The organism is Amycolatopsis roodepoortensis (genome assembly GCF_014873915.1).
Taxonomy (GTDB): Bacteria; Actinomycetota; Actinomycetes; order Mycobacteriales; family Pseudonocardiaceae; genus Amycolatopsis; species Amycolatopsis roodepoortensis.
The window spans coordinates 3,459,754-3,486,685 of sequence record NZ_JADBEJ010000005.1 but is presented as its reverse complement, the minus strand read 5'-3'; the positions used below and the strand labels follow the sequence as shown (position 1 = coordinate 3,486,685).

Below are 26,932 nucleotides of genomic sequence, written 5' to 3'. Positions count from 1 at the left end.
GAACGCATCCACCAAGGAGGACCTCATGCACGCTCGTGGAAAGCGCTGGATCGAGCACTGGGATCCGGAGAACGAGCGGTTCTGGGAGGAGACCGGGAAGAAGGTTGCCCGGCGGAACCTCTGGTTCTCCATCCTGGCCGAGCACATCGGCTTCTCCGTCTGGACACTGTGGTCGGTCATGGTCCTGTTCATGGGCCCGCAGTACGGGTTCTCGGCCGCCGACAAGTTCCTGCTGGTCTCGACGCCGACGCTGATCGGCGCGTTGATGCGGCCGCTGTACACGTTCGCGGTGGCACGGTTCGGCGGCCGGAACTGGACGATCGTCAGCGCGCTGCTGTTGCTGGCGCCGACGATCCTGGCGGCGATCGCGATGGAGCCGGGCACGTCGCTCCTCACGTTCCTGCTGATCGCCGCGCTCGGCGGCGTCGGCGGCGGGAACTTCGCGTCGTCGATGACCAACATCAACGCGTTCTATCCCGAGAAGCACAAGGGCTGGGCGCTCGGGCTCAACGCGGGCGGCGGGAACCTCGGCGTGGCGGCGATCCAGCTGATCGGCCTGCTGGTCATCGGCACCGTCGGCGCGACCGCGCCGCGGGTGGTCCTCTACATCTACATCCCGCTGATCGTGGTCGCCGCGACCTGCGCGTACTTCTTCATGGACAACCTCGCCTCGATGAAGGGCGACACCAAGGCGATGCGCGAGGTCGTCAAGGATCCGCACACCTGGGTGATGTCGTTCCTCTACGTCGGCACGTTCGGTTCGTTCATCGGGTACAGCTTCGCCTTCGGCCTGGTGCTGCAGAACCAGTTCGGCCGCACGCCGTTGCAGGCGGCCGCGGTGACGTTCCTCGGGCCGCTGCTCGGTTCGTTCTCACGGCCGACGGGCGGCTGGCTGGCCGACCGCATCGGTGGCGGAAAGATCACCTTCGTGACGTTCGTCGGCATGGCCGCGGCGACCGTGGTGCTGATCCTCGCGTCGACGTCGAACTCGCTGGCGCTGTTCACCGTCGCGTTCATCGTGCTGTTCGTGCTCACCGGCATCGGCAACGGATCGACGTACAAGATGATCCCGGCGATCTTCCGCGCCAAGGCGAAGGTCGCGATCAGCGAGGGCGCGGACGAGACGCTGGAGATGCTCAAGGCCCGCAAGCTCTCCGGCGCGCTGATCGGCTTGGCCGGGGCGATCGGCGCCCTCGGCGGACTCTTCATCAACCTGGCCTTCCGCCAGTCGTTCGCGGACACGAAGAGCGGGGTGCCGGCGTTCATCGCCTTCCTCGTCTTCTACGGCCTGTGCTTCGCCGTCACCTGGGCGGTGTACCTGCGCAAACAGCAGTCGGAAGTGGCGAGCACCCGAGGTCTGGCGCTCGCCGGGGCGGAGGTCTGATGCGGAAACTCGTCGTCGTCGGACACGGCATGGTCGCGCACCGGCTCGTCGAAGCGGTGCGCGCGGAGGACAAGGCGGGCGAGTGGCAGGTCGTGGTGCTCGCCGAGGAGGCGCGGCCCGCGTACGACCGCGTCGCCCTGACGTCCTATGTGGACACCTGGGATCCCGCGTCCCTCGCGTTGGAAGGAGCGGACTACGCGGACGACCCGATGGTCGAGCTGCGGCTCGGTGACGCCGTCGCCACGGTGGACCGGGACCGCAAGGTCGTCGTCACCGAGGCCGGATTCGAGCAGCCGTACGACTCGCTCGTGCTGGCGACGGGTTCGCGGCCGTTCGTTCCGCCGGTGCCGGGGCACGACCTTCCCGGCTGCTTCGTCTACCGGACGATCGAGGACCTCGACGCCATCCGGGAAGCCGCTCAGCGGCCCGGGCGAGGACGTCGTTCGGCCGTCGTCATCGGCGGCGGGCTACTGGGGCTGGAGGCCGCGAAGGCGTTGCGGGACATGGGTCTCTCGCCGCACGTGGTCGAGATGGCGCCGCGCCTGATGCCGCTGCAGGTCGACGAAGGCGGTGGTGGCCTGCTGCGGCGGCTGATCACCGACCTCGACGTGACCGTCCACACGGGAACGTCCACCGACGCCATCGAACCGGACGGCTCTCGCTACCTCGCGAAGCTGGGCAACGGAACCGAACTCGACGTCGACCTGGTCGTGTTCTCCGCCGGTATCCGGCCGCGTGACGACCTGGCGCGTTCGTCCGGCCTGGAAGTCGGCGCGCGGGGCGGGATCCTGGTCGACGACACCTGCCGGACGTCCGACCCGGCGGTGTACGCGATCGGTGAATGCGCGGCCGTGGACGGCAAGGTGTACGGCATCGTGGCACCCGGGTACGCGATGGCGGAGATCGTCGCGGCGCGGCTGACCGGCGGCGAGGGCAGCTTCCCCGAACCGGACATGTCGACGAAGCTCAAGCTCATGGGGGTCGACGTCGCCAGTTTCGGCGACGCGCACGCGGCGACCGAGGGCGCACTGGAGGTCGCGTTCAACGACGCCGTCGCCGGGACGTACAAGAAGCTCGTCGTCTCGGACGACTCGAAGACGTTGCTCGGCGGTGTGCTGGTGGGCGACGCGAGCGAGTTCAACACGCTGCGCGCGATGGTCGGCAGGCCGCTGCCCGCCGAACCGGGCGCGATCCTCGCCCCGGCCGGTGGCGGGGCGGCGGTCGGCGTCGACGCGCTGCCCGACGCCGCGCAGATCTGTTCCTGCAACGCGGTTTCCAAGGGCGCGATCACGCACGCCATCACCGAAGAGGGTTGCGATTCGGTCGCCAAGATCAAGGGCTGCACGCGAGCAGGCACGGCATGCGGATCGTGTGTCCCGCTGCTGGGCAAGCTGCTGACGGCTTGCGGCGTCGAGCAGTCGAAGGCGCTGTGCGAGCACTTCACCCAGTCTCGCGCCGAGCTGTTCCAGATCCTGCAGGCGACACGGATCACCACGTTCAGCGAGATGATCGACCGCTACGGCACCGGAACCGGATGCGCGATCTGCAAACCGGCGATCGCGTCCATCCTGGCCACGCTGGGCAACGGGCACATCCTCGCCGGCGAGCAGGCGACGTTGCAGGACACCAACGACAAGTTCCTCGCGAACCTGCAGCGCAACGGGACCTACTCGGTGGTCCCGCGGATCCCCGGTGGCGAGATCACGCCGGAGAAGCTCATGGTCATCGCGCAGGTGGCGATGGATTTCGGGCTGTACACCAAGATCACCGGCGGCCAGCGGATCGACCTGTTCGGCGCCACCGTCGACCAGCTCCCGCTGATCTGGCGGCGGCTCGTCGACGCCGGCTTCGAATCGGGGCACGCGTACGGGAAGTCGTTGCGCACGGTGAAGTCGTGCGTCGGTTCGACGTGGTGCCGCTACGGCGTGCAGGACAGCGTCGGACTGGCGATCGAGCTGGAGCTGCGCTACCGCGGCCTGCGCTCGCCGCACAAGCTGAAGTCCGCCGTTTCGGGCTGTGCGCGGGAATGCGCCGAGGCGCGGAGCAAGGACTTCGGCATCATCGCCACCGACAAGGGCTGGAACCTCTACGTCGGCGGCAATGGCGGCGCGACCCCGCGGCACGCGGATCTGCTCGTGTCCGAAGTGGACACCGAGACACTGATCCGGACGATCGACCGGTTCCTGATGTTCTACGTCCGCACGGCCGACCGCCTGCAGCGCACCGCGCCGTGGGTCGAGGAGATGGAGGGCGGTCTCGACCACCTGCGCGCGGTGATCGTCGACGACAAGCTCGGCATCTGCGAGGACCTCGACGCGGCGATGGCCAAACACGTCGGCGACTACGCCGACGAATGGCGCGGCGTGCTGGAGGACCCGGAGAAGCTGGCGAAGTTCAGCTCGTTCGTCAACGCGCCGGGCACGCCGGACCCGACGATCTCCTTCCGCACCGAACGCGACCAGAAGGTGCCCGTGCTGCTGGGCATCCCGGAGGTGAAGCAGTGACGACCTCGATCCAGCGCACCTGGACCGCCGTCTGCGCGGCCGGTGCCGTCCCCGAATGGTCCGGTGTCGCGGCGTTGCTCGACGGCGGGACGCAGGTGGCGATCTTCCGGTTGCCCGGCGAACACTGGTACGCACTGTCCAATGTGGATCCGATCAGCGGCGCGGCGGTGCTTTCGCGAGGCATCGTCGGCGACGCGGGCGGTGTCCCCGTGGTGGCCTCGCCGGTGTACAAGGAACGCTTCGACCTGCGGACCGGCGCATGTCTCGATGCCGAAGGAGTGTCGGTCGCGGCCTATCCGGTGCGGGTCACCGAAGGGGTCGTGGAGGTGGAATTCTCACCGTGACAGAGGTTCTTCCCCTGGCGGGATTCGTCATCGGGATCACGGCGGCGCGGCGGGCTGACGAGCTCGGCGCGCTGTTCGTGCGTAAGGGCGCGACCGTGCGGTACGGCCCGGCGATCCGGATCGTGCCGCTCGCCGACGACACCGAACTGCGGGCGGCCACTCGGCGCCTGCTGGAGGACCGGGTCGACGCTGTCGTCGCGACGACCGGGATCGGCTTCCGCGGCTGGGTCGAGGCGGCCGAAGGCTGGGGGCTGGGGGAGGAGCTGCTCGACCGGCTCGGGAAGTCGTCGCTGCTGGCTCGCGGTCCGAAGGCGAAGGGTGCGATCCGCGCGGCCGGGCTTTCGGAGGATTACTCGCCCGCATCGGAGAGCAACGCGGAAGTGCTTCGGCATCTGCTCGATTCCGGTGTGGACGGTCAACGGATCGCGGTGCAGCTGCACGGCGAGCCGCTTCCGTACTTTGTGGACAGTCTGCGCGCGGCGGGCGCCGAGGTGATCGAGGTGCCGGTGTACCGGTGGGTCGGGCCCGCCGACCCCGGCCCGCTGGACCGGCTGCTCGACGGTGTCCTCGACGGTTCGGTGGACGCGTTGCCGTTCACCAGCGCGCCCGCGGTGGCGTCCATGCTGGCGGTCGCGAAACGGACCGGGCGATTGCCGGGAATCGTGCGGGCGCTGGAGAAACGGGTGGTGGCGGCCTGCGTCGGGCCGATCACCGCGGCGCCGTTGGCCGCGCTCGGGATCCCGACGGTCCAGCCCGCGCGGTCGCGGATCGGGGCGCTGGCGCGGACGGTGTCCGACGCGCTGGAATCCCGTTCGCCGCGGCTGACCGCGGGCGGGCGGAGTATCGAACTGCGGGGGCAGGCGGCACTTGTCGACGGTCAGTGGTGTGACATCGCGCCCGCGCCGATGGCCATGCTGCGGGCGCTGGCGGAGTCACCGGGGCGGGTGTTCTCCCGGCGGGAGCTGATCTCTGCATTGCCCGACGGCGGTGAGGAACACGCCGTCGAGACCGCCATCGGGCGCCTGCGGAGCTCTTTGGGGTCGCCGAAACTAGTCCAGACGGTGGTGAAACGCGGCTACCGCCTGGCCGTCGATCCGTGACCCCCGGGGTCAGGAGAAGGTGACGCGGTGGTCGGGGAACTCCCGGGCGGCGGCGACGCGGGCGGCCTCCGCCTCGGCCGCCTTCCGCACGGTCGGGCGGAGGGCGTCGAACGAGGTGACGGTGAAGTCGAGCCGTTTCTTCCCGCTCGCCTTGGCCCGCCACACGCCGGCGATCTCGCCGTCGGCCAGCAGCGCGCCGGGACTGCCGAGGATCTTCCAGACCTCCTTCTGCCGGGCCTTGTCCGGCACCAGCACGGCGCGGTCACGCGCCTGGACGAACGGGTCCAGGGGCGGCAGCAGGCGCACCACGTCCGGCTCCGGCGGCTTCTCCAGCAGCGGCACGCGGTCTTCCGGCAGGAACGCCTTCTTGCCGTCGACCCGGACCTCGGCCAGGCCGTCGGGCCACATCGCGTCGACGCCGCCGCGGGTCGTGCCGACGTACGCGGCGGCGTCACCCGGGGAGGCGGGACCGTTGATCCGCAGATATCCCTCGACGACACGTTTGGCCGCCTCGACGTCCGGCGACGTCTTGAGCCGTCCCCGCTTTTCCAATGGTGCCAACGTCGCCGGCGTCGCGCCCGGTTCCAGCCGGACCCCGGCGTGGATCGACGCGACCCGCATCAGCTGTTCGTAGATGTGCACGACACCGCAGCCGCGGCAGGCGTACGACAGGCCTTCGGGGATCAGTTTCGTGACCGCGCCGCTCACCGCGCCCTTGGTCTGGGCGCCGGTGACGACCTCGCGGATCGCCTTCGCCGCGGTGAACAGCGCGTCGGTCGCGGACATGCCCGCGTCCTCCACCTGCTTGCGCTGCCACAGGATCCGCGCCATCGCGTCTTTTTCGTCGAGCGGCACGAGCGCTGCCCGGATCGCGTCCAGCTCGGCGCGGCGGTGGAAATGCGGCGCGCCTCGATGCGTCCACGCGAGCACGAACCGTCCGTCGTCCCAGACCGACGGCGTGATCTCGCCGTCGATCCGGGCGGCGAGGCCAAGCAGGGCGGTGTCCCGCACGGAATCCTGCAGCCCGAGGTCGAATACGGCCGCCGCGGCCGGATCCGTCTCGTCACGGTGCAGCCCGTGGGCCGCGATCCGGTACGCCAGCACCTGCTCGCGATCGACCTCGAGCACGGGTCCTCCTCAGATCGAGTAGTCGAGTGTGTACGACATCGTCGGCTCACCGAGCACGCCGGTCGTGGTGCCGGTGCCGGTGATCCCGGCGAGTTCACCCGTTCCGGAGCCCTCGACGACGGTGAACGTCGACGAGATGCCCTTCGCGTCGAACCCGGTGTCGTGCTTGATCACGAAGCTTCCCTTACGGCCGTCCACACTGCCTTCGATCCGTTCGAAGCCCGGCGCCGGCGTGCCGCCGCCGTCGTAGCCCTCACCCGCGTAGTACAGCAGGTAGTCGAGGACGGACTCGCCATCGATCAGTCCGCTGTAGGCGAGCGTGGCGTGCGCGTAGGCGACTCGCGGCGCACCCTCCGTGCCGCTGACGACGGATTCTTCCCAGTTCTTCATGGCGAACGTGTTCATGGGTGCACCCTGTCAGCGAAACCTGTCAGGATGTGTCAGGTTTTCTGGGATACTCGATCCATGCGCGCGAGCAGGCTCCTGTCCGTTCTCCTCCTGCTGCAGAACCGCGGCCGGATGACGGCCGAGGAGCTGGCCGCCGAGCTGGAGGTGTCGGTCCGGACGGTCTACCGCGACGTCGAGGCGTTGTCCGCGGCCGGCGTGCCGGTGTACGCCGATCGCGGGCGCACGGGCGGATACCAGCTGGTCGACGGCTATCGCACGCGGCTGACCGGGCTCACCGAGGAGGAGGCGCAATCGCTTTCGCTGGCCGGTCTGCCGGGCGCGGCCGGCGAGCTCGGGCTGGGCGCGGTCCTCGCCGCCGCCCAGCTCAAACTGCACGCGGCCATGCCCGCGGAGCTGCGCGCCGGGGCGAGCAAGATCTCCGAACGGTTCTTTCTGGACGTGCCCGGCTGGCATCGCGGGATCGAAAGCCTGCCGCGACTGTCCGAACTGGCCGACGCGGTCTGGCACGCACGGCGGATCAAGGTCCGGTACGAACGCTGGGGGCAGCGGAAGGTCGAGCGCGTCCTCGACCCGCTGGGCCTGATCCTCAAGGCCGGGAACTGGTATCTCGCGGCGCGGTGCGACGGGAGCGACCGGACCTACCGGGTCTCCCGGATCGAAGAGCTCGAAGACCTCGGTGAGACCTTCGAGCGGCCCTCGGACTTCGACCTCGCGCGCTACTGGCAGGAGTGGTCGGAGCAGTTCGAAAAGCGGATGTACTCGCGGATGGCGGTGGTCCGCCTGAACGAGTTCGCCCGCATACTGTTGCCCTTCTATCTCGGAGCCGTCGGAGCGCGGGCGTTGCGGGAAGCGGACGCCGAACCGGACGAAAACGGCTGGCTGACGATGGAACTGCCGGTGGAGCCGGGAGAATCGGCCGTCGGCGAACTACTGCGGTTCGGCGGGAACCTCGAAGTGCTCGAACCGGCGGAGCTGCGCGAGCGGCTGGCGGAGGAGATCGGGAAGATGGGCGCGGTTTATGGCTGACCTGGACGGCATCACGATCGGGATCACCGCCGAGCGGCGGGCCGACGACTTCATCGGAGCGCTGACGCGGCACGGCGCGACCGTCCTGCACGCGCCCACGATCCGGATCGTCCCGCTGCCCGACGACACCGAGCTGCGGGCGGCGACGGAGGCCGTGCTGGCGCGGCCGGTCGGGTTCACCGCGGTCACCACCGGCGCCGGATTCCGCGGCTGGCTTTCGGTGGCCGAAGACTGGGGGCTGCGCGAACCGTTGCTGGAGCGGCTGGCCGCGTCACGGATCTTCGCGCGCGGGCCGAAGGCGGTGGGCGCAGTGCGTGGTTTCGGCCTCCGGGAGGAGTTTTCCGCGCCCGAGGAGAGCAACGCCGAACTGTTCGAGGGACTGCGTGACGCCGGGGTGCGCGGGGAACGTGTCGCCGTCCAGCTGCACGGCACGCTGCTTCCCGAACTCACCGCGTCGCTGCGGGACGCGGGCGCGGAGGTCGTCCAGGCGCAGCCGTATCGCTGGCTTTCGCCCGCCGACGTCGCGCCCGTGCACGAACTCGTCGAAAGCGTCATTTCCGGGCGGGTGCACGCTTTGGCCTTCACCTCCGCTCCGGCGGCCGCGAACCTGCTGACGCTGGCGGGGGCGCGTCGAGAGGAACTCCTTGACGCATTGCGCGGCCCGGTGCTGTGCGCGTGCGTCGGGCCGGTGACCGCGGCTCCGCTGGAAGCCGCCGGGGTGTCGACCGTCCAGCCCGAACGTCAGCGGCTCGGCGCGTTGGTCAAACTTCTCGTCGCGGAGCTGCGCATTCGGCCGTCTTGACGCGGCTTGCCCGCTTTGCCAGGCTCGACGCATCGGACGCGGGGAGGGCGGCGGATGTCCGAGTCTCAATCGGTCACGTTCGTGCGCGCGATGTTGCGAAAGGGTTCTTCGGTACTGGGCGCGAGCCCGGCCGACGAAGCACCGGACCCCGATTCCGTGCCCGACTGGCGCTATCGGGAAGATTCCGCGGACACGCTGCTGATGCGCGCGATCCGCTATTCCGCGCTCGGCCCGATCTTCTACCGCGTCGCCGCGTTTCCGAAGGTGTACATCGGTTTCCTGGTCTCGAACGGGTCGGCGGGGATTGTGCCCGTGCTGAGCACGACGATCGTCGGGATGCTGCTCAACGTCCTCGCGGTCTGGTGGGTGGTGCGCGGCCGCGGGATCCGGGCGAAGACCTCCGGACGGCTGATGTACGCGGATCTCGCCGTGGGCGTGGTGCTCACGACGATCGTGGCCGCCACGGCGCCCGCCGACATCCAGCCGTTCGCCGTCGATGTCGCGTGGACGTGGATGGTCGGGACGGTCGCGTTGTGGACGCTGTCGTTCGGGCTGCCCGCGGCGCTCGCGCTGGTGATCGCGGCCGTGCCGTTCCGGGCCTTCCTGACCTGGATCGGCGGGCTGCCGATCGACCATCCGCTCGCGGTGAGCCGCTCGGTGGGGTGCATGGTCGCGCTCGTCGTCGCGATGGTGACCACGGCGGGGATCCTGATCCTGCTCGGCGTCGGGACCCGGTTCGCGCTGGGGATCGGGATGCGCCGGGGGCAGCGGGCCGAACGCCTGCGGACCCAGCGGGTCATGCACGACAGCGTTTTGCAGACGCTGGAGGCGATGGGGCTGGAGGCGCCGGACGACGATTCGGCGGCCTCGGAACGGCTCGCCGAAATGCGCGCCACCGCGCGGGCGCAGGCCGCCGAACTACGCCGCGAACTGCTCGGCCCGGACGCCCCGTCGGCTCGCGGGCTCGCGGCGGACCTCGCCGAGGTCGCCACCGAAATGGCGCGCGACGGCCTCCGCACCCAACTCGTCGCCGCCGAGACCGAACAGGACTACCGGCTCTCACACGCGCGCCGGACCGCCATCCGCGACGCCGTCCGCGAAGCGCTCCGAAACACCGTGAAGCACGCCGGGACGAACCAGGTCGTGCTTCGCGTCGAGGAAAGCGAAGGCGGCGTCGCGGTCATCGCGCGGGATCAGGGGACCGGCTTCAGCATGCTGGACCGGCCGCCGGGCTTCGGGATCAGCCAGTCGATCATGGCGCGGCTGGCTGAGGTCGGCGGGCGGGGGACGATCGATTCGCAGCCGGGGCGGGGGACTCGGGTGACGCTCTGGGTGCCGCACTGAGGGGCTGTGGTTGGGGCGTGCCTTCGCCGCTTGAGTCCGTGGCGTGAGCGGGAGCAAGGGACCCTTGTTATCGATTGCTTAGCGTGGCTACGTAAGTGGTAGCAAAGGTCCCTTGCTCCCTTTTCGCAGGTCGGCGCGGCGACTGTGGGGGTTTTGGGACATCTGACGTCCCAAAAGCCACACAGTCGGTAGTCGCCACTACGCGGAGTGGTGGGTGTGTGGAAATAGGGACACTCAACGTCCCTATTTCCACACACCCCACCCGCGGTAGCAAAGGTCCCTTGCTCCCTTTTCACAGGTCAGGGCCTTGCTGACGCGGTCCGGACGCCGGTTGCCGATGTCTCGAAGGTGCCCTTCGGGGCGTTGAACGTCTCAAAGGTGCCCTTCAGGACACAAGCGCGCTCAGTCCTCGTCGGCCGAAGGAACCTCTCCCGCCTCCGCCTGCCGCATCGCTTCGCGGCCGGCGGCCTCTTCGCTCACCCCTTGCCGCCAGTACCCCGTGAAGCAGATCGCCCGCTTGTCGACCCCGCGCTCCCGCACGAGGTGCCGCCGCACCAGCTTCACCATGTTCGCTTCGCCGGAGATCCACGCGTACGGCGTCCCGCCCGGCAGCTCCGCCTTCCGCACGGCTTCGAGCACCGCGTCGCCGACCGGGCCCGAGCCCCGCACGACCCAGTGCAGCTCCACGGTCCCCTGCGTTTCGAAGACCTGCCGGTCTTCGCGATCACTGATCTCGACGTAGACCACCGCTCGCGTCCCGGCGGGCAGCGCTTCGACGATCGCGCCGATCGCCGGGATCGCGGTCTCGTCGCCGACCAGCAGCTGCCAGGTCGTCTCCGGAGGGACGTCGTAGAGCCCGTGCGGCCCGAGGAAAGCGACCCGATCGCCCTCCGAAGCGCGCGAAGCCCACGCGGAGGCCGGGCCTTCGTCGCCATGCAGGACGAAGTCGATGTCGACCTCCTGCGCTGACGGTCGCAGCGCGCGCACGGTGTACGTGCGCATCGGCGGCCGGACGTCGTCGGGCATCGCGAGGTAGGTCCGGTACCAGGACAGCACTTCGTCACCGGCCAGCGGCGCGGGCAGCACGGGTTCGCTCTGGCCGGGCTGCGGGAAGAACACCTTCAGGTACTGGTCGGGCGCCTGGTCCACCAGCGACGCCCCCGAGAACGTCACCCTGCTCATATGCGGGGTGAGCCGCCGGACACCGGTCACCTTCGCCTCGATGTAGCTCATTAGGGGAGGCTAACCTAAAAGAGAGCGCCGGGACCAGCGTCGTCGTCGGGATCACGTTGCCACCGGTATTTCCGCAGGTCGACGCGCTGGCCGTCAGGGATGACGCCCTCCGCGCGCAGCCGTTGCAGCTGTTCGTCGAGCAGATGTGGAGCGGGGGTCCCGTCGGCCCGCAGAATGCGGTGCCAAGGCAGATCGTGACCGTCCTCGCCGAGGATCCGGCCCACCAGCCGCGGCGACGGCGCCCCCGAAACCGACGCTATATCCCCATAAGTCGCGACCGAGCCGGCGGGCACGCTCGCGATGACCTCGCGCACCCGCTCGTGCAGTTCGTCATCCATGGGACCACTTTGCCGTGCCGCTGCGAGGTTGTGTCGGCGGGGCGTGGTTCCATCGTGGGCGTGAACGGGCGGCGAACAGCGGCAGGAACCGACGCGCGGCTGGTCCGCACGCCGGTCACCGGCACGCCGTCCTTCCAGTGGGATTCCGGCGCCCGCCGCCTGCTGGCCGCCCCGGACGGGTTCCGCCGGGTCCTCGGCGGGCCGGGCACGGGCAAGACGGCCTTGCTGGCGTCAGCGGCGTCGCGGCGTATCGCGGAGGGCGCGAACCCGGAGAGCGTGCTCATCCTGACCACCTCCCGCAAGGCGGCCGAGGTCCTGCGCGCCGACATCACCCACCGGCTCACCACCGACCCGGAAGAGGATCCGCTGCCGCGCACGATCCGTGAGCCGCTCGTGCGCACGGTGCACTCGTACGCGTACGCGCTGTTACGAATGGAGGCGCAGGCCGACGGTCTCCCGCCGCCCCGCCTGCTGGCCGGAGCGGAACAGGACGTCGTCGTCCGAGACCTGCTCGCCGGCGACCTCGAAGAGGGCGCCCTCGACTGGCCGGAGCAGCTGCGGCCCGCGCTGGGCGTGCCGGGATTCGCCGAGGAGCTGCGAGACCTCCTGCTCCGCGCCGCCGAACGCGGGCTCGGCCCGGAGGATCTGGTCGAGCTCGGCAGGCGCCGCGGCCGCGAAGAATGGATCGCGGCCGGGCGCTTCTGGAGCCAGTACGAAGAGGTCACGCTGTTGCAGGGCGCGGGCGGCAACGCGCTCGGCGTCGCGAGCGCGCCCGCGTTGGACGCCGCCGAGCTGGTCACTTCCGCGCTGCTCGCGCTGGAGGACGACCCCGAACTGCGCGAACGCGAGCAGCGCCGCGTCCGCCACCTCTTCGTAGACGACGCGCAACATCTCGACCCGTTGCAGACCCAGCTCATCCGGCTCATCGGGCACGCGGCCGACGAATTCGTCGTCGCGGGCGACCCCGATCAGTCCGTGTTCTCCTTCCGCGGCGCGGATCCCAGCCTGTTCGCCGACGCGGACGAGGACGGTGAGCGCACGGTCCTGCTGACCACGGCCCACCGGCTCGCCCCGGTGATCCGCACGGCCGTCACGAAACTCGGCTCCGTGCTGCCCGGTTCGTCGCCGCAGCGCAAACTCGTCGACGCGCCGGACGCCGAAGGCGGCGCCGTCCGCGTCCGCCTGATGCCGACTCCGGCCGCCGAGGCGAGCTGGATCGCCGATCAGCTCCGCCGCGCGTATCTCGTCGACGGCGTGCCGTGGTCGGAGATGGCGGTGCTCGTTCGGTCACCCGCCCGTACTTTCCTTGTCCTGCAACGTGCTCTACGGGCAGCCGGGGTGCCGATCGGTTCGGCCACGGAGGAACTGCCGCTCGCGAAGCAGCCCGCAGTTCGTCCTCTGCTGGCGATGTTGCGGCTCGCCGCGGATCCGGAGCTGCTGGACGTCGACCTCGCCGAGATGCTGCTGTCCTCGCCCCTGGGCGGAGCGGATCCGCTCGCCCTGCGGCGGCTGCGGCGCGGTTTGCGCCGGCTGGAGCTCGCGGGTGGCGGGCAGCGGTCGAGCGACGAACTTCTGGTGGAAGCGTTACGTACCAACGATGTCCTCACCGGTCTCGCCGACGCCGAGGCGCTGCCGATGCGCCGGATCGGCGGTCTGCTGCACGCCGCGCACCAGGCCGTCGTGCGCGGGGACGGTGTCGAGCAGGTGCTGTGGGATCTCTGGCAGGCGAGCGGTCTGGAGGATCGCCTGCTGCGGCTGGTCGACCGTGGCGGTTCGCTCGGCTCCCAGGCGGATCGCGACCTCGACGCGATCGTCGCGCTCTTCGACGCGGCCGGTCGCTATGTCGACAGATTGCCGAAGGCGAGTGTCGCCTCTTTCGCGGATTACCTGTCCTCGCAGAACATCGCCGGTGACACGCTGGCCCCCGCGGCCATGAAGAGCGACGGTGTTTCGCTGCTCACCGCGCACGCGTCCGCCGGTCGCGAGTGGACGGTCGTGGCCATCGCCGGGGTGCAGGAGGGCAGCTGGCCGGATTTGCGGCTGCGTGGTTCCGTGCTCGGCGTCGAGCGGCTGGTCGACCTCATGTCCGGTGTCGACGACGAAAAGGTGTCCGCCACCGCGCCGATCCTCGCCGAAGAACGGCGGCTGTTCTACCTCGCCACGAGCCGCGCGCGGAAGACGTTGCTGGTCAGCGCGGTCGCGGGGGAGGACGAGCAGCCCTCGCGGTTCATCGACGACCTGGAGGAGAACGGCGCGGACGACGGCGGCCTCGACTCCCGGATGAAGCCGGCGGGGCGCTCGCTGGTGCTCGCCGAACTCGTCGGCGAACTGCGTGAGGTCGTCTGCGACGAATCGAGCGAGCCGGAAAGGCGGCAGCGGGCGGCGCGCCAGCTCGCGAAACTGGCCGCCGCCGGGGTGCCGGGCGCGCATCCGGGCACCTGGTACGGCCTGCTGGAACCGTCCACCGGCGAACCCGTGCACGGGCCGGGCGACCTCATCCGGATTTCACCGTCCACTGTGGAGGTTCTGGTCAAATGCCCGCTGCGCTGGCTGATCGAACGCCACGGCGGCAGTGACCCGGCGCAGCTCGCGGCCGTCACGGGCACCTTGGTGCACGGGCTCGCGCAGGCGGTCGCCGGTGGGAGCAGCGACGAGCAGATCCGCGCGGCCCTGGACGAAGCATGGGTCCGGGTCGACGCCGGAGCGCCCTGGTTCTCGCGCCGCGAGCGGTCGCGGGTCGAGCAGATGCTGCGGAACTTCATCACCTGGCTGGAATCCAGCCGCAAGGAGCTGATCGAAGCCGGGGTCGAGCAGGACATCGAGGTCGAGCTTCCGGTCGGCGATGACGACGTCCGCGTGCTCCTGCGCGGCCGCGTCGACCGCGTGGAGATGGACAAGGACGGCCGTCCGGTCGTCATCGACATCAAGACCGGCAAGGTCCCGATCTCCGCCGCCGACGCCGAACAGCATCCGCAGCTCGCCGCGTACCAGCTCGCCGTGCTGCTCGGCGCGGTCGAGGGTGGTTCGAAACCCGGTGGCGCGCGGCTGGTCTACGTCGCGAAGTCCAACAACAAGACCGGCTCCACCCAGCGCGAGCAGGCGCCGCTGGACGAGGAAGGCGGCAAGCAGTGGCTCGAACTGGTGCGTTCGGCGGCCGGATCCGCCGCGGGCCCGGAGTACGGCGTCACCGAGAACCCGGACTGTGATCGTTGCCCGGCAAGGGGTTGCTGTCCGCTGCGGCCCGAGGGCAGGCAGGTGACCGGCCCGTGATCTCCGAACTGCAGCGCCGCCAGGTCGAGCCAGGGGAGATCGCTCGCGCGCTCGGCCTGCACAGCCCGACCGACGAGCAGGCCGAGGTGATCGCCGCGCCGATCGAGCCGTCGCTGGTCGTCGCGGGGGCCGGCGCGGGCAAGACCGAGACGATGGCCGCGCGCGTGGTGTGGCTGGTGGCCAACAGCGTCGTCCCGCCGGAACGCGTGCTCGGCCTGACCTTCACCCGCAAGGCCGCCCGCCAGCTCGGCGAACGCGTCCGCACCCGGCTGCGCCGCCTGGTCGGATCGGGGCTGCTCGACAAGATCGACCCGACCGGCGACCTGCGCACCACGGTGACCGCGGGAGAGCCGACGGTGCTCACTTATCACGCGTATGCCGGGCGGCTGCTGTCCGAGCACGGTCTGCGACTGCCCGTCCAGCCCGGCGTCCGGCTGCTTTCGGAGACGTCGTCGTGGCAGTTCTCCCATCGCGTCGTGTCCACTTGGGACAACGACCTGGACACCGATCGCGTGCCCGCCACGGTGACGGCGCAGTTGCTGGCGCTGGCCGGGGAGCTCGGCGAGCATCTGGTCGAGACCGAACGGCTCGCGGAATACACGTCGTGGCTGTGCGAGGTCATCGAGAACGCGCCGCGCGCGAAGGGGCAGCGCGCGTCGTTGCCGCAGAAACTCGCCGAAGTCATGGCCGCGCAACGATTCCGGCTCGCGCTGCTGCCACTGGTCGAGGCGTATCACGCGCGGAAGCGGGCCGAGGGCGCGCTCGACTTCGCCGACCAGATGTCGCTGGCGGCGCAGCTGGCCAGCAGCTATCCGGCGGTGGTCGCGGGTGAACGTGAGCGCTACGGTGCCGTCCTGCTCGACGAATACCAGGACACCGGGCACGCCCAGCGGATTCTGCTGCGGTCGCTGTTCGGTGGCGTCGAGCATCCGCCGATGCCGGTGACCGCGGTGGGAGACCCGGCACAGGCCATCTACGGCTGGCGCGGGGCGAGCGCGGCGAACCTGCCCCGGTTCACCACGGACTTCCCGCGTGACAACGGTGAACGGCTCGTCCCGGCACTGGATTTCGGGCTGCTGACCAGTTTCCGCAACCCGCCCGAGGTGCTCGAACTCGCGAACGCGATCTCGGAACCGTTGCGGGAACGCGGTCTCGGCGTCGCCCGGCTGCGCGCGCTGGAAGGCGCGGGCTCGGCCGACATCGCCGCCGCGCTGCTGCCGGACGTCCGCGCCGAACGCGAGTGGGTGGCCGACGCGGTGGCGAAACGCTGGTTCGAAACCATGGAGGAGACCGGAAAACCGCCGACGGCCGCGGTGCTGGTGCGCCGTCGTGCCGACATGGCGCCGATCGCGGCGGAAATGCGGGCACGCGGGCTGCCGGTGGAGGTCGTCGGTCTCGGCGGCCTCCTCGACGAACCCGAGGTCGCGGACCTGGTCAGCACGTTGCGCGTGCTCGCGGACCCGCTCGCGGGCAGCGCGGCGGCGCGGTTGCTCACCGGGGCGCGCTGGCGGATCGCGGCGGCCGATCTCGCGGCGTTGTGGCGCCGTGCGGGCGAACTGTCCTCACCGGTGCCTCCGTCGGGAAAGTCCGATGTGGACGAACCGGTGCTGGTGACCGAACGGGTCGAGCAGGCCGGGCTCGCCGACGCCATCGACGATCCCGGGACGCCGGAGCGGTATTCGCCCGAGGGCTACCGGCGGATCCGGAAGATCGGCGCCGAGCTTTCGGCGTTGCGACGGCGGCTGGACCAGTCGCTGCCCGAGCTGGTCGCCGACGTGGAGCGCACGATGCTGCTCGACGTCGAATCGCTGGCCCGCCCGGGGCCTGCCGGACGCGCGCACTTGGACGCTTTCGCCGACGTCGTCACGGATTTCGCCGAAACGTCGCCGACGGCCACCCTATTGTCCTTTGTGGACTATCTGAACACGGCCGCGCACGCGGAAGACGGGCTCACCCCGGGCGAGGTGGAGGTCGTCCCGGATCGGGTCCAGGTCCTGACGGTGCACTCGGCCAAGGGACTGGAATGGCGCATCGTCGCGATCCCGCATCTGGTCAAGGAGGTCTTCCCCGGCCGGCGGCGTTCGTCGTCGTGGCTGCGGACGTCGACCTCGCTGCCCGCCGCGTTGCGTGGTGACTCCGAGGACTTGCCGGTGCTGCGGATTCCCGAGGGCGCCGACCGCAAGGAAGTGCAGGAAGCCCTGGAGCTGCACGAAGAAGGCTTCGTCGCGCGTGAAGCGGACGAGGAACGGCGGCTCTGCTACGTCGCGCTGACCCGCTCCGAGCACACGATGCTGATCTCCGGCCATTGGTGGAACGAGAGCAGCGCGCGGCCGAAGGGGCCGTCCGAGTTCCTGCTCGAAATCGGCGAGGTGATGCGGGCGAACTCGGTCGGCCGCATCGAGCACTGGGCCGAGGAGCCGGAGACCGACGGCGAAAATCCGCTGGTCGCCGACTCCCGGCGGTCGCGGTGGCCGGTCGATCCGCTGTGGCCGCGGCGCGAGGGCGTCACCAACGGCGTCGACCTGGTGCTCGGGGCGATGGAAGAGGCAGAGCACGCCGAGGAAGAGGAAGAGGACGATCCGGACGGCTGGATCTCCGACACCAAGGTGTTGCTGGAGGAGCGCGCACGAGCGCGGGATCGCGTGCAGCAGGTCGTCCTGCCGCCGCATCTCTCGGTGAGTCAGCTGGTCGAGCTGTCGGCCGATCCCGCCGCGCTGGCCAAACGCTTGCGGCGGCCGCTTCCCGTGCGGCCCAACACTTACGCGCGCCGGGGGACGGCGTTCCACGGCTGGCTGGAGCAGCGGTTCGGCGGCGAACAGTTGCTGGAGATCCACGATCTGCCGGGTGCGGCGGACGTCGACGAGGCGCCCGATACCGAGCTGGAAGCGTTGCAGACCGCGTTCGAGAAGAGCGAGTGGGCGCACCGGGTGCCGCACGCGGTCGAAGTCCCGTTCTCGGCGGACGTCGTGGGGGTCACCGTGCGCGGGCGGATGGACGCCGTGTTCGCCGACGCGGACGACGGCTGGACCGTCGTCGACTGGAAGACCGGCGCCGTGCCGGACAAGGACCGGCTCGAACCGCTGGCCGTGCAGCTGGCGGCGTACCGGCTGGCGTGGGCGGCGCTGAAGAAGGTGCCGGTGGAGAAGGTCCGGGCGGCGTTCCACTACGTGAAACACGACAAGACCGTCCGGCCGGCGGATCTGCTGGACGCCGAAGGTCTGCGGCAACTCCTGCGGAGCGTCCCGACGATCTAGGCGCGGTCGCGCACCCTCAGGGCCCAGGTCACCAGCGGGATCTGGAGGGGGACGCGGGCCCAGAAGGCCACCCGCCAGTGCTTCGGGGCCTTCCGACGGTCGGCGTCGACGGCCATCTTCACGTTCCCCGGCAGCACCACGACGAACAGCAACGCGGCCGCGAGCCCGCCGAGCCGTCGCGTCTTCGGATTGGCGACCGCCGCGGCGACACCCAGCTCGGCCACGCCGGAGCCGTAGGTCCACGCGCGCGGGGAGCCGGGGAGCTGTTTCGGGATGATGGCGTCGAACGGCTTCGGCTGGACGAAGTGCAGCACACCGGCCGCGCCGAGCAGGCCGGCGAGGAAATACGCGGGCCGCTGAGACGGCTTGGAATCCGAAGACATGCCCTGAGCTTCGCATACCGCGCTCAAGGTGAGGATCTTCGGCTATCCTCCCGACCGTGAGTGACGCGGACCAGGCCGGAGCCTGCGCATGAAGGTGCTCAAGCGTTTCCCGGTCAGGTTGAGCGACCGCCCGGACCACGAGCTCGTCGGCGTGATCCGGATGCCGGAACTGACGGTCAGCCCGCTGCGGTCGATCCTCAAACGGATCATCGGCGCGGTCCTCGCCCTGCTCGCGACCGTCTTGATCGTCTACCTCGACCGGGACGGCTACCGCGACGCCAACGGCGACGGGCTCACCTTCCTCGACAGCCTCTATTACGCGACCGTGTCGCTGTCGACCACGGGGTACGGCGACATCGCGCCCGCGACGCCGTCCGCGCGGCTGGTCAACGTCCTGGTGATCACCCCGCTCCGGGTGCTCTTCCTCATCGTCCTGGTCGGCACCACACTCGAAGTGCTCACCGAGCGCTCCCGCCAGGCTTTCAAGATCCAAAAGTGGAGGACGAAAGTGCGTGACCACACGGTCGTCGTCGGATTCGGCACGAAGGGCCGGTCGGCGGTCAACGCGCTGCTCGGGGACGAGAACGTCGAACCCGACCACATCGTCGTCGTGGACACCGACCAGCAGGCCCTCGAAGCGGCCACGTCACTCGGCCTGGTGACCGTGCACGGCTCGGCCACCCGCGCCGACGTGCTGCGCGTCGCCGGCGTGCAGCGGGCCAAGGCCGTCGTCGTCGCCCCGAACCGGGACGACACCGCGGTGCTGGTCACGCTGACCGCCCGTGAACTGGCGCCGAAGTCGCACATCGTGGCGTCGGTGCGGGAGGCGGAGAACGTCCACCTGCTGAAGCAGTCGGGCGCGAACCAGGTCGTGGTGTCGAGCGAGACCGCCGGACGCCTGCTGGGCATGGCGACGTCGACGCCGCTGGTGGTCGACATGGTCGAGGACCTGCTCACCCCCGAGTCCGGCCTCGCGATCGCCGAACGCCCGGTGGAGCCGTCCGAAGAGGGCGGTTCGCCGCGGCACCTGCCGGACATCGTGCTGGGGGTCGTCCGCGACGGCGTCCTGTACCGCGTGGACGCTCCGCAGGCCGACGCGATCGAGCCGGGGGACAAGCTGCTGTACATCCGGAAGGTGACCTCCGCGGAGACGATCGAGCGGTAGCAGGGGACCTTTGCTACCACCTCCCAGGGCTCGTCTGTTCTGCCGCTGCCACCACCTCCCAGGGCTTCTGTGTTTTGCCGCGAGGTTCTGGGAGCATGGCGTTCGTGCGCAAGCGATCGGACCCCGCCAGAGGGCTCACCCCGGGGTGGAACTCCCTGGCCGTGGCGGCTGGGGTCGGCCTGCTGGTGATCTTCCTGGCCTGGCTCGCCGGGCCGGGGCTGTTCGGTATCTCGAACGAGACCAAGGGGACGACCGTGCGGGCGGAGGTCGTCGAGCCCGCGCCCTGCACGGGCGGCGGTGCGACCGAGAAGGTCAAGTTCGAATTCGGCGGCAAGCCGATGGAGGGTTCGCTCAACGCCTGCGGACACGGCAAGGGCGAGCGCCTCGAGGTCGTCGTCCCAGACGGCGCTTCGGGGGACGCGGTCGCCGTGCACGCGGCCGAGGCGACGGCGGGAGCGAGCGACGCGCGGCGGCCGCTCGGGCTGGCGCTGCTGGTGTTCAGCTGCTTCGCGGGCGGGATGTACGTCTTCCTGGTGTTGCGTGGGCCGCGTCTGCCGGTGACCGCCTGACCTCTGGTCTCGTGAGTGGCAAAGACGGTTAGAACCGTCCTTGCCACTCACGAGACCCGCGTGACCGCCCCGGGCAAGCCGGAATCGCCCACTGCACCGCATCCCTCGGCGAGCGGCACTTACCCCCAAGCGCGTGAAGGCCCCCTTCCCTCGGCTCAGCCGAGGGAAGGGGGCCTTCACGCGCGAAGACTCAGGAAACGGCGCTCGACGGCGCCGAGAAGGTGTTGCAGTCGGCGATCCGGTTGTTGCTCGCACCCGCCCGCCACCAGGACGCGTAGTGCGCGTTCGTCCCGTGGTCCTGGCTGCGCGAGGTGTTGTCGCCCCGGGTCTCCTGGTCGTTCCAGGCCTTGTTGTACATGTCCCGGCTGACCGTGCCGCCCTGGTCGACGTGCGCGCCGAGGAACATCCCGGAGAAGCACTGCGCCTGGAGTTCCTTGCGCCGCGACATCTCCAGCCCGGCGGGGCTGTTCTGGCCGGCGTCGTAGATCTTCTGCCAGGCCGCGTCCATCAGCCCGGCGACCTCCTGCACGTGGTGCCCGTACTCGTGCGCGAAAAGGGCCAGGTAGACGCCGGGGTTGTTGCCGTACTGATCGGTCTGGAGACCACGGAACGGCACGTAGAGGTTGTTCTCGCAGTAGTACGCCGCGGTCGCGATGCCCACCTGGATCGTGCCGCATTCGGTCTCGAAGCTGGCCCCGGTCGGGAAGTGCAGCGCGGGCGGGGTGAACGGCAGGTCGTAGGCGTCGAGGAACGGGCCCCAGGCGTTGTCGAGGCATTTGCCCGCCGCGGTGAAGAACGCCTCGGCGGCCTGCTGGTTGCTCTGCCACTGCGGCAGCGTGCAGACCCGGTTCCGCAGGCCGGCGTTGGGGTCCTGGAGGATCGGGTGGTCGCCGAGCTTGAGGATCTTCTGCGGCCCGCTCGACGACGACGGCGCCCTGGACGGCGACGTCGGGAACGGGTTCGTCGAGGACGATGGCGACGAAGACCCGCTCGGCGGCAGTTCCGCCCGCGACGACGTGTTCGGCAGGGTGCTGTAGCCCGCGTTCGCTACGTGATCGGAGTCGTCACGATTGAGTGAAACGATCGCCACCAGGCCGAGGACCAGCACCGCGACCGCGCCGAGGCAGATACCGATGATCGCGCCCACGGACTTGCGCGGCGGCGGAGGCGGGAAGTGATGCGGCGCGCCGTGCCACTGGGCAGGGTGCTGGCCGTGCACCGGCGGTGGCTGGACGGCGCCGCGTGGCGGCCACTGGCCGTGGGGCGGTTGCGTCATCAAGTCGGTCCCGGTGGTTCTAGGGGCGAACCGGGGGTACCCGGCCCGATGTTCAGCATAACGAGCTAACGGTGTCCCCACCCACAGCTCGGCTGCAGAGGGTATCCAGCGTGAGGCGAGCGGTCACCCATCAGTGTCGTCCCCCCAGCTCTGGCTGGGTGTCGGACCCTCTGGAAGAGTGGGCGCAAGCAACGTGAACGGGTAAGGGGCTGTCGCATGACGGAGACCGGCGGACCGTCCGGGCCTGAAGGCACCGAGATGCCGAAGCCGAAGGCGGGGGAACCAGCGCAGTCGAAGGCGGGGGAACCAGCACAGCCGCAGGCTGACACGCCGACACCGCCGCAGGGGGAAGTGCCGCCCTCACCGGCGCCGGAGCAGCAGTGGCAGTCCCCGTCCGGGGCGACGCCGCCGCCTCCTCCGCTGCCGTCGTATCAGCCGCCGCCGCAGCAGCAGTATCCGAACTGGAAGGTCGGCCTCGGCAGGCCCGGCGTCATCCCGCTGCGCCCGCTGAACCTCACCGACATCCTCGACGGCGCGGTCACCGCCATGCGCAAGTACTGGCGGATGGTGTTCGGTGCCGCCGCGGTCACCGCCGTGCTCACCGCGGCCATCAACCTGGTCGGGCTGCTGCTGGTCGACACCACCGCCGATCTCGAGCGGATGCGCGATCTCGGCCCGGCGGCCACCGATCAGGAACTGATGAACCAGATGCTCGGCGTCCTCGGCGGGACGCTGGCGTCGTCGTCGATCAGCCTGGTCGCCACCCTGCTCGGGACGACGGTCCTCACCGGATTCCTGACCGTCCTGATGGGCAAGGCCGTGCTGGGCAAGCCGGTCACCTTCAAGGAGGCGCTGCGTGAGGCGACGCCGCGGCTGTTGCCGCTGCTCGGCCTGACCGTGCTCTACACGATCGCGATCATGGTCGCCGCGATCTTCTGCCTGCTGCCCGCGATCATCCCCTACACCTTCTGGGCGCTGGCCAGCCCGGCGTTCATCCTCGAACGCGGCACGGTGATGGAGGCGTTCCGCCGGTCGGTGAAGCTGGTGTCGGGGATGTTCTGGCGGGTCTTCGGCATCCTGCTGCTGGCCACCGTGATCTCGTCGTTCCTGGCGTCCATCATCACGATCCCGTTCAGCTTCAGTGCCTTCCTGTCCATCTTCGGCGATCTGGACCAGCTGTACGTCCCGTCGACCGGCGATCTGATCCTGCAGTCGGTGGGCACGGTGATCGCGCAGACGATCGTCGGCCCGTTCACCGCGCTGGTCACCGTGATCCTCTACATCGATCAGCGGATGCGCCGTGAGGGCATGGACATCGAGCTGGCCCGCGCGGCCGGGATCGCGACGCCGCCCCCGCCGCAGGCATGGTGACGCGCTTCCTCACCGAGGTCCCGGTCGACATCGATCGGGACACCGCCCGGCTGCGCGCGGCCGAGGAGCTCTCGGGCGAGGGCTATCTGGCCGCGAGGCCGAGCTGGCTGACCGAAGCGTTCAACTGGGTGGTCGAAAAGCTGCTGGGCTTCCTCGAAAAGGTGGACAGCGCGGTGCCCGGCGGGATCTTCGCCGTGCTGCTGCTGGTCCTCGTGCTGATCGTGCTGGTCGTGGTGATCCGCCTCAAGTCCGGTCCGCTGGCGACGTCGGCCAAGAGCGGCCGGGCCGTTTTCGCCGGGCAGCGCAAGGCGTCCGGCGAACATCGCAAGGCGGCCGAGGAGGCCGCGTCGCGCGGTGACTTCGACGACGCCGTCCGTGAGCGGTTCCGTGCCGTGGTGCGGTCCTTGGAGGAGCGCGCGCTGCTGGACGAGAAGTCGGGCCGGACCGCCGACGAGGCCGCCATCGAAGCCGGACGGCTGCTGCCCGACGTGGCCGTTCCCTTGCGCGCGGGCGCCCGGTTGTTCGACGACGTCCACTACGGCGGGATCCCCGCGACGGAGGCCGGCTACCGGTCACTGTCCGAATTGGACGAAAGCTGCCGCCGTGCCAGGCCCGTCGCCTTGGCGGCCGGATGACCTCGGTCTCACCCGACGCCCGCCGGATCTGGCGCGGGGTGCGGCTCCCGCTCGCCGTCGTGCTCCTGATCGTGCTGACCGGGACGCTGCTCGTCCTGCTGCGGGGCGACCAGACCACCGGCGCGCTCGAACCGGGTTCGTACGAGCCCACCGGCAGCCGCGCGCTGGCGACCCTCCTGGAACGGGAAGGCGTCAAGATCCCGGTCGTGCGCACCGCCGCCGAGGCCAAGGGGGTCGCGAGGGGCGCGACGGTCTTGATCACCCAGCCCGAGTACGTGCCCAAGAGCGCCTTCACAGAGATCAGGCAGAACGCCGAACATGTCGTGCTGGTGCAGCCGAGCCCTCGCACGGTCGAAGAGATCCTTCCCGGTGTGCGGGTGAACGGCCAGGCCGAGACCGAGACCCGCCCGCCCGACTGCGAGGCCGCGGATCCCGTCGCGGCGGGGAACGCGACGATGGGCGGCCTGAAGTATGCGGCCACGCAGCCGAGGGCGCAGGAATGCTACGGCGGCTCGTATCTCGAGGTCCCGGGTCCACAAGGGACGGTGACCGTGCTCGGCACCCCCACCCCGCTGACCAACGACTGGCTGGCCGACGAGGGCAACGCGGCGTTGGCGATGCGGCTGCTCGGAAAGCACGAGCGGCTGGTCTGGTACCTGCCGACGGCCGCCGATCCGTCGCTGGAGACCGAGAAGAAGCCGCTGTCCGAGCTGATCCCGGCGGGCTGGTCGTACGCGGCGTTGCAGGCCGGGGTCGCGGTGGTGCTGCTGGCGCTGTGGCGTTCGCGGCGGCTGGGGCCGGTGGTGACCGAGCCGATCCCGGTCGTGGTCCGCGCGGCGGAAGCCACCGAAGGACGGGCGAGGTTGTATCGCAAGGCGAAGGCCGCCGCGCACGCCGGTGAAACCTTGCGGGAGGCGGCCCGCGCGAGGCTCCGGCCGTTGCTGGGGCTCACCCGCGACGCCGAACCGGCCGCGCTCGTGGCGTCCGTCGCCGCGCGGACCGGCCGGGCGCCCGCGGAGATCGGCGCGCTGTTGTACGGGGACCCGCCCGCCGATGACGCCGCGCTGGTGCGGCTGGCGGACGGACTCGATGTCGTGGAACGAGAGGTGGAGCGGTCTTGAGTACCGAACAGTCCAATATGGACGCCGGGGACGCTGGCGCCGACGCGCGGGCGGCGCTGATCGCGCTGCGTACCGAGGTCGGGAAGGCCGTGGTGGGTAACGACGCGGCCGTCACCGGGCTCATCATCGCGTTGCTGTGCCGGGGGCACGTGCTGCTCGAAGGCGTCCCCGGGGTGGCGAAGACCCTGCTGGTGCGGGCACTGGCGGCCGCGCTGGACCTGGAGACGACGCGGGTGCAGTTCACGCCGGACCTCATGCCGGGCGACATCACCGGCTCGATCGTGTACGACGCGCACAGCGGCGAATTCTCGTTCCGCGAGGGCCCGGTGTTCACGAATCTGTTGCTGGCGGACGAGATCAACCGCACCCCGCCGAAAACGCAGTCCTCGCTGCTGGAGGCGATGGAGGAGCGTCAGGTCTCCAGCGACGGCAAGACGCGGCCGCTGCCCGACCCGTTCATCGTCATCGCGACGCAGAACCCGGTCGAGTACGAAGGCACGTACCCGCTGCCCGAGGCGCAGCTGGACCGGTTCCTGCTGAAGCTGACCATGCCGATGCCGTCCCGTGAGGACGAATTCGGCATTCTTTCCCGGCACGCGCAGGGTTTCGACCCGCGTGACCTCGGCGCCGCCGGGGTCACGTCGGTCGCCGGGGCCGCCCAGCTCGACGCCGCGCGGCGTGCGGTCGCCGGGGTCACCGTGCGCCCCGAGGTGCTCGCCTACATCGTCGACGTCTGCCGGGCGACGCGGTCGCTGCCGTCGGTGCGGCTCGGCGTCTCGCCGCGTGGCGCGACCGCGTTGCTCGCCGCGACCCGGGCGTGGGCTTGGCTCGCGGGCCGTGACTACGCCACCCCGGACGACGTCAAAGCCTTGGCGCGCCCGGCTTTGCGGCACCGTCTCGACCTGCGGCCCGAGGCCGAACTCGAAGGCGCGACCGCCGACGGCGTGCTGGACCGGGTCCTCGCGTCCGTGCCCGTTCCGCGCTGATGGCCGTCACCGGGCGGCTCGGGCTGCTGGCGCTCCTCGCGGCGCCGGTGGTCGGTTTCCTGCTGCCCTCGTGGGCCGGGATCGGGCTGGCCGCGGCGGTGCTGCTGCTGTTGGTGGTGCTGGATCTCCTGCTCGCCGGGAGCGTGCGGCGGCTGGAATTCGCGCGCTCCGGCGCGACGTCGGTGCGGCTGGGGGAGGCGTGCGAGGTCACGCTCACCGCGGCCAATCCCGGCGGCCGTCCGGTGCGCGCGTGGCTGCGGGACGCCTGGCCGCCCAGCGCCGGCGCGGACGACCGGCACCGGCTGACGTTGCCCCCTGGCGAACGCCGCGTCGTGACCACGCGGCTCCTGCCGACCCGGCGCGGCGACCGGATCGCGGCGCGAGTGACCGTCCGGTCGACCGGGCCGCTGGGGCTCGCCGCGCGCCAGGGTTCGCACGACGTGCCGTGGACCGTGCGGGTGCTGCCGCCGTTCCACAGCCGCAAGCATCTGCCTTCGCGGCTCGCGCGGCTGCAGCAGCTCGACGGCCGCAACGCGGTGCTGATCCGGGGACAGGGCACGGAATTCGACTCCCTGCGCGAGTACGTGATCGGTGACGACGTCCGGTCGATCGACTGGCGGGCTTCGGCGCGCGCGTCCGACGTCATGGTGCGGACCTGGCGCCCGGAACGCGACCGGCACGTGGTGCTGGTGCTCGACACCGGCCGCGTTTCGGCGGGCCGGGTGGGGGACGCGCCCCGGCTCGACGCGGCGATGGACGCGGCCCTGCTGCTGGCCGTGCTCGCCGCCCGGGCGGGTGACCGCGTCGACCTCCTCGCCTACGACCGGCAGGTCCACGCCGCGGTCCAGGGATCGACGGAGTTGTTGCCCGCCTTGGTGAACGCCATGGCACCGCTCGAATCGTCGCTGGTCGAGACCGACGCGCGGGGGATGGTCGCCGAGGTGCTGCGGCGGACCCGGCGGCGCGCGCTGGTCGTCCTGCTGACCGGGCTCGACGCGGCGCCGCTGGAAGAAGGCCTGTTCCCGGTGTTGTCGAAGCTGACCTCGCGGCACCAGCTGATGATCGCTTCGGTGGCGGACCCGCGGGTCGCCGAGATGGCGGCGGGCCGTGGCGACGCGGAAGCCGTCTACGACGCGGCCGCGGCCGAGCGCGTGCTGGCCGAACGGCGCCAGGTCACCGCGCGGCTGGCGCGGCACGGGGTCGAGGTCGTCGACGCCGTGCCCGAGGAGCTGCCGCCGCGGCTGGCGGACCGGTATCTGGCGTTGAAGGCGGCCGGACGGCTTTGATGTCG

22 protein-coding genes are annotated in these 26,932 nt (G+C 70.5%); 16 read left to right on the top strand and 6 right to left on the bottom strand.

The window, feature by feature from the left end; all coding sequences use genetic code 11:
• Positions 1-25: 25 nt before the first annotated feature.
• The 4 genes from H4W30_RS35555 to H4W30_RS35540 are packed head-to-tail and all read left to right on the top strand — an operon-like array spanning position 26 to position 5,332.
• On the top strand, positions 26-1,384 hold the full coding sequence (locus H4W30_RS35555; protein ID WP_192746551.1) for a nitrate/nitrite transporter: 1,359 nt from the start codon (positions 26-28) through the stop codon (positions 1,382-1,384).
• Positions 1,384-3,888, top strand: coding sequence for a nitrite reductase large subunit NirB (nirB, locus tag H4W30_RS35550; RefSeq protein WP_192746550.1), 2,505 nt, complete (start codon positions 1,384-1,386; stop codon positions 3,886-3,888). Before H4W30_RS35555 ends, nirB begins: the two co-directional genes overlap by 1 nt.
• Positions 3,885-4,232 carry a nitrite reductase small subunit NirD gene (nirD, locus tag H4W30_RS35545; protein ID WP_192746549.1) on the top strand — a complete coding sequence of 116 codons (348 nt, stop codon included), beginning with the start codon at positions 3,885-3,887 and terminating at the stop codon, positions 4,230-4,232. Before nirB ends, nirD begins: the two co-directional genes overlap by 4 nt.
• Positions 4,229-5,332, top strand: coding sequence for a uroporphyrinogen-III synthase (locus H4W30_RS35540; protein WP_192746548.1), 1,104 nt, complete (start codon positions 4,229-4,231; stop codon positions 5,330-5,332). Before nirD ends, H4W30_RS35540 begins: the two co-directional genes overlap by 4 nt.
• A 9-nt stretch (positions 5,333-5,341) precedes the next feature.
• Here H4W30_RS35540 and H4W30_RS35535 read toward each other — a convergent pair whose 3' ends face one another.
• Complete coding sequence (locus H4W30_RS35535) at positions 5,342-6,460, bottom strand: winged helix DNA-binding domain-containing protein (RefSeq protein WP_192746547.1); 1,119 nt, start codon at positions 6,458-6,460, stop codon at positions 5,342-5,344.
• 9 nt (positions 6,461-6,469) lie between these two features.
• A complete protein-coding gene (locus H4W30_RS35530; protein WP_192746546.1) occupies positions 6,470-6,865 on the bottom strand; it encodes a DUF3224 domain-containing protein in 396 nt (131 codons plus the stop codon).
• 60 nt (positions 6,866-6,925) lie between these two features.
• On the opposite strand from H4W30_RS35530, the gene H4W30_RS35525 reads away from it, so the two are divergent.
• From H4W30_RS35525 to H4W30_RS35515, 3 genes are read left to right on the top strand one after another with little or no spacing between them, the layout of a single operon-like run.
• Positions 6,926-7,894: a helix-turn-helix transcriptional regulator gene (locus H4W30_RS35525; RefSeq protein ID WP_192746545.1), complete on the top strand. Its 969-nt coding sequence runs from the start codon at positions 6,926-6,928 to the stop codon at positions 7,892-7,894.
• Positions 7,887-8,696: a uroporphyrinogen-III synthase gene (locus H4W30_RS35520; RefSeq protein WP_192746544.1), complete on the top strand. Its 810-nt coding sequence runs from the start codon at positions 7,887-7,889 to the stop codon at positions 8,694-8,696. Before H4W30_RS35525 ends, H4W30_RS35520 begins: the two co-directional genes overlap by 8 nt.
• 54 nt (positions 8,697-8,750) lie before the next feature.
• Positions 8,751-10,040, top strand: coding sequence for a sensor histidine kinase (locus H4W30_RS35515; RefSeq protein ID WP_192746543.1), 1,290 nt, complete (start codon positions 8,751-8,753; stop codon positions 10,038-10,040).
• A gap of 402 nt (positions 10,041-10,442) precedes the next feature.
• Here H4W30_RS35515 and H4W30_RS35510 read toward each other — a convergent pair whose 3' ends face one another.
• Together H4W30_RS35510 and H4W30_RS35505 are read right to left on the bottom strand one after the other, a co-directional pair.
• A complete protein-coding gene (locus tag H4W30_RS35510; RefSeq protein ID WP_192746542.1) occupies positions 10,443-11,273 on the bottom strand; it encodes a siderophore-interacting protein in 831 nt (276 codons plus the stop codon).
• A gap of 14 nt (positions 11,274-11,287) precedes the next feature.
• A complete protein-coding gene (locus H4W30_RS35505; protein ID WP_034313227.1) occupies positions 11,288-11,611 on the bottom strand; it encodes an MGMT family protein in 324 nt (107 codons plus the stop codon).
• 54 nt (positions 11,612-11,665) lie between these two features.
• Here H4W30_RS35505 and H4W30_RS35500 point away from each other — a divergent pair, with 54 nt between their 5' ends.
• Entirely contained in the window at positions 11,666-14,881 is a 3,216-nt protein-coding gene (locus H4W30_RS35500; RefSeq protein ID WP_192746541.1) for an ATP-dependent helicase, read from the top strand.
• Positions 14,878-18,135, top strand: a complete 3,258-nt coding sequence (locus tag H4W30_RS35495) for an ATP-dependent helicase (protein ID WP_192746540.1) — start codon at positions 14,878-14,880, stop codon at positions 18,133-18,135. Before H4W30_RS35500 ends, H4W30_RS35495 begins: the two co-directional genes overlap by 4 nt.
• Here H4W30_RS35495 and H4W30_RS35490 read toward each other — a convergent pair.
• Entirely contained in the window at positions 18,132-18,518 is a 387-nt protein-coding gene (locus H4W30_RS35490) for a DoxX family protein (RefSeq protein WP_192746539.1), read from the bottom strand. The two genes, H4W30_RS35495 and H4W30_RS35490, sit on opposite strands and share 4 nt — an antisense overlap.
• 88 nt (positions 18,519-18,606) lie before the next feature.
• Between H4W30_RS35490 and H4W30_RS35485 the strand changes: the two genes are divergently transcribed.
• The gene (locus H4W30_RS35485; protein ID WP_125680307.1) at positions 18,607-19,683 is read left to right on the top strand and encodes a potassium channel family protein; all 1,077 of its coding nucleotides are present in this window, start codon (positions 18,607-18,609) and stop codon (positions 19,681-19,683) included.
• 161 nt (positions 19,684-19,844) lie between these two features.
• Positions 19,845-20,252, top strand: coding sequence for a hypothetical protein (locus H4W30_RS35480; RefSeq protein ID WP_192746926.1), 408 nt, complete (start codon positions 19,845-19,847; stop codon positions 20,250-20,252).
• A 190-nt stretch (positions 20,253-20,442) separates the two neighbouring features.
• On the opposite strand, the gene H4W30_RS35475 is transcribed toward H4W30_RS35480, so the two are convergent.
• Positions 20,443-21,528, bottom strand: coding sequence for a neutral zinc metallopeptidase (locus H4W30_RS35475; protein WP_225949970.1), 1,086 nt, complete (start codon positions 21,526-21,528; stop codon positions 20,443-20,445).
• Positions 21,529-21,744: 216 nt separating this feature from the next.
• Here H4W30_RS35475 and H4W30_RS35470 point away from each other — a divergent pair, with 216 nt between their 5' ends.
• Genes H4W30_RS35470 through H4W30_RS35450 form a run of 5 tightly spaced genes read left to right on the top strand, consistent with a single transcriptional unit; the run spans position 21,745 to position 26,927 of the window.
• On the top strand, positions 21,745-22,899 hold the full coding sequence (locus tag H4W30_RS35470; RefSeq protein WP_192746538.1) for a hypothetical protein: 1,155 nt from the start codon (positions 21,745-21,747) through the stop codon (positions 22,897-22,899).
• Positions 22,893-23,534, top strand: a complete 642-nt coding sequence (locus tag H4W30_RS35465) for a DUF4129 domain-containing protein (RefSeq protein WP_192746537.1) — start codon at positions 22,893-22,895, stop codon at positions 23,532-23,534. The genes H4W30_RS35470 and H4W30_RS35465 overlap by 7 nt, the downstream gene beginning before the upstream one ends.
• Positions 23,531-24,655, top strand: coding sequence for a DUF4350 domain-containing protein (locus H4W30_RS35460; RefSeq protein WP_192746536.1), 1,125 nt, complete (start codon positions 23,531-23,533; stop codon positions 24,653-24,655). The genes H4W30_RS35465 and H4W30_RS35460 overlap by 4 nt, the downstream gene beginning before the upstream one ends.
• A 17-nt stretch (positions 24,656-24,672) precedes the next feature.
• The gene (locus tag H4W30_RS35455) at positions 24,673-25,641 is read left to right on the top strand and encodes an AAA family ATPase (RefSeq protein ID WP_192746924.1); all 969 of its coding nucleotides are present in this window, start codon (positions 24,673-24,675) and stop codon (positions 25,639-25,641) included.
• Positions 25,641-26,927: a DUF58 domain-containing protein gene (locus H4W30_RS35450; protein WP_192746535.1), complete on the top strand. Its 1,287-nt coding sequence runs from the start codon at positions 25,641-25,643 to the stop codon at positions 26,925-26,927. The genes H4W30_RS35455 and H4W30_RS35450 overlap by 1 nt, the downstream gene beginning before the upstream one ends.
• Positions 26,928-26,932 lie beyond the last annotated feature (5 nt).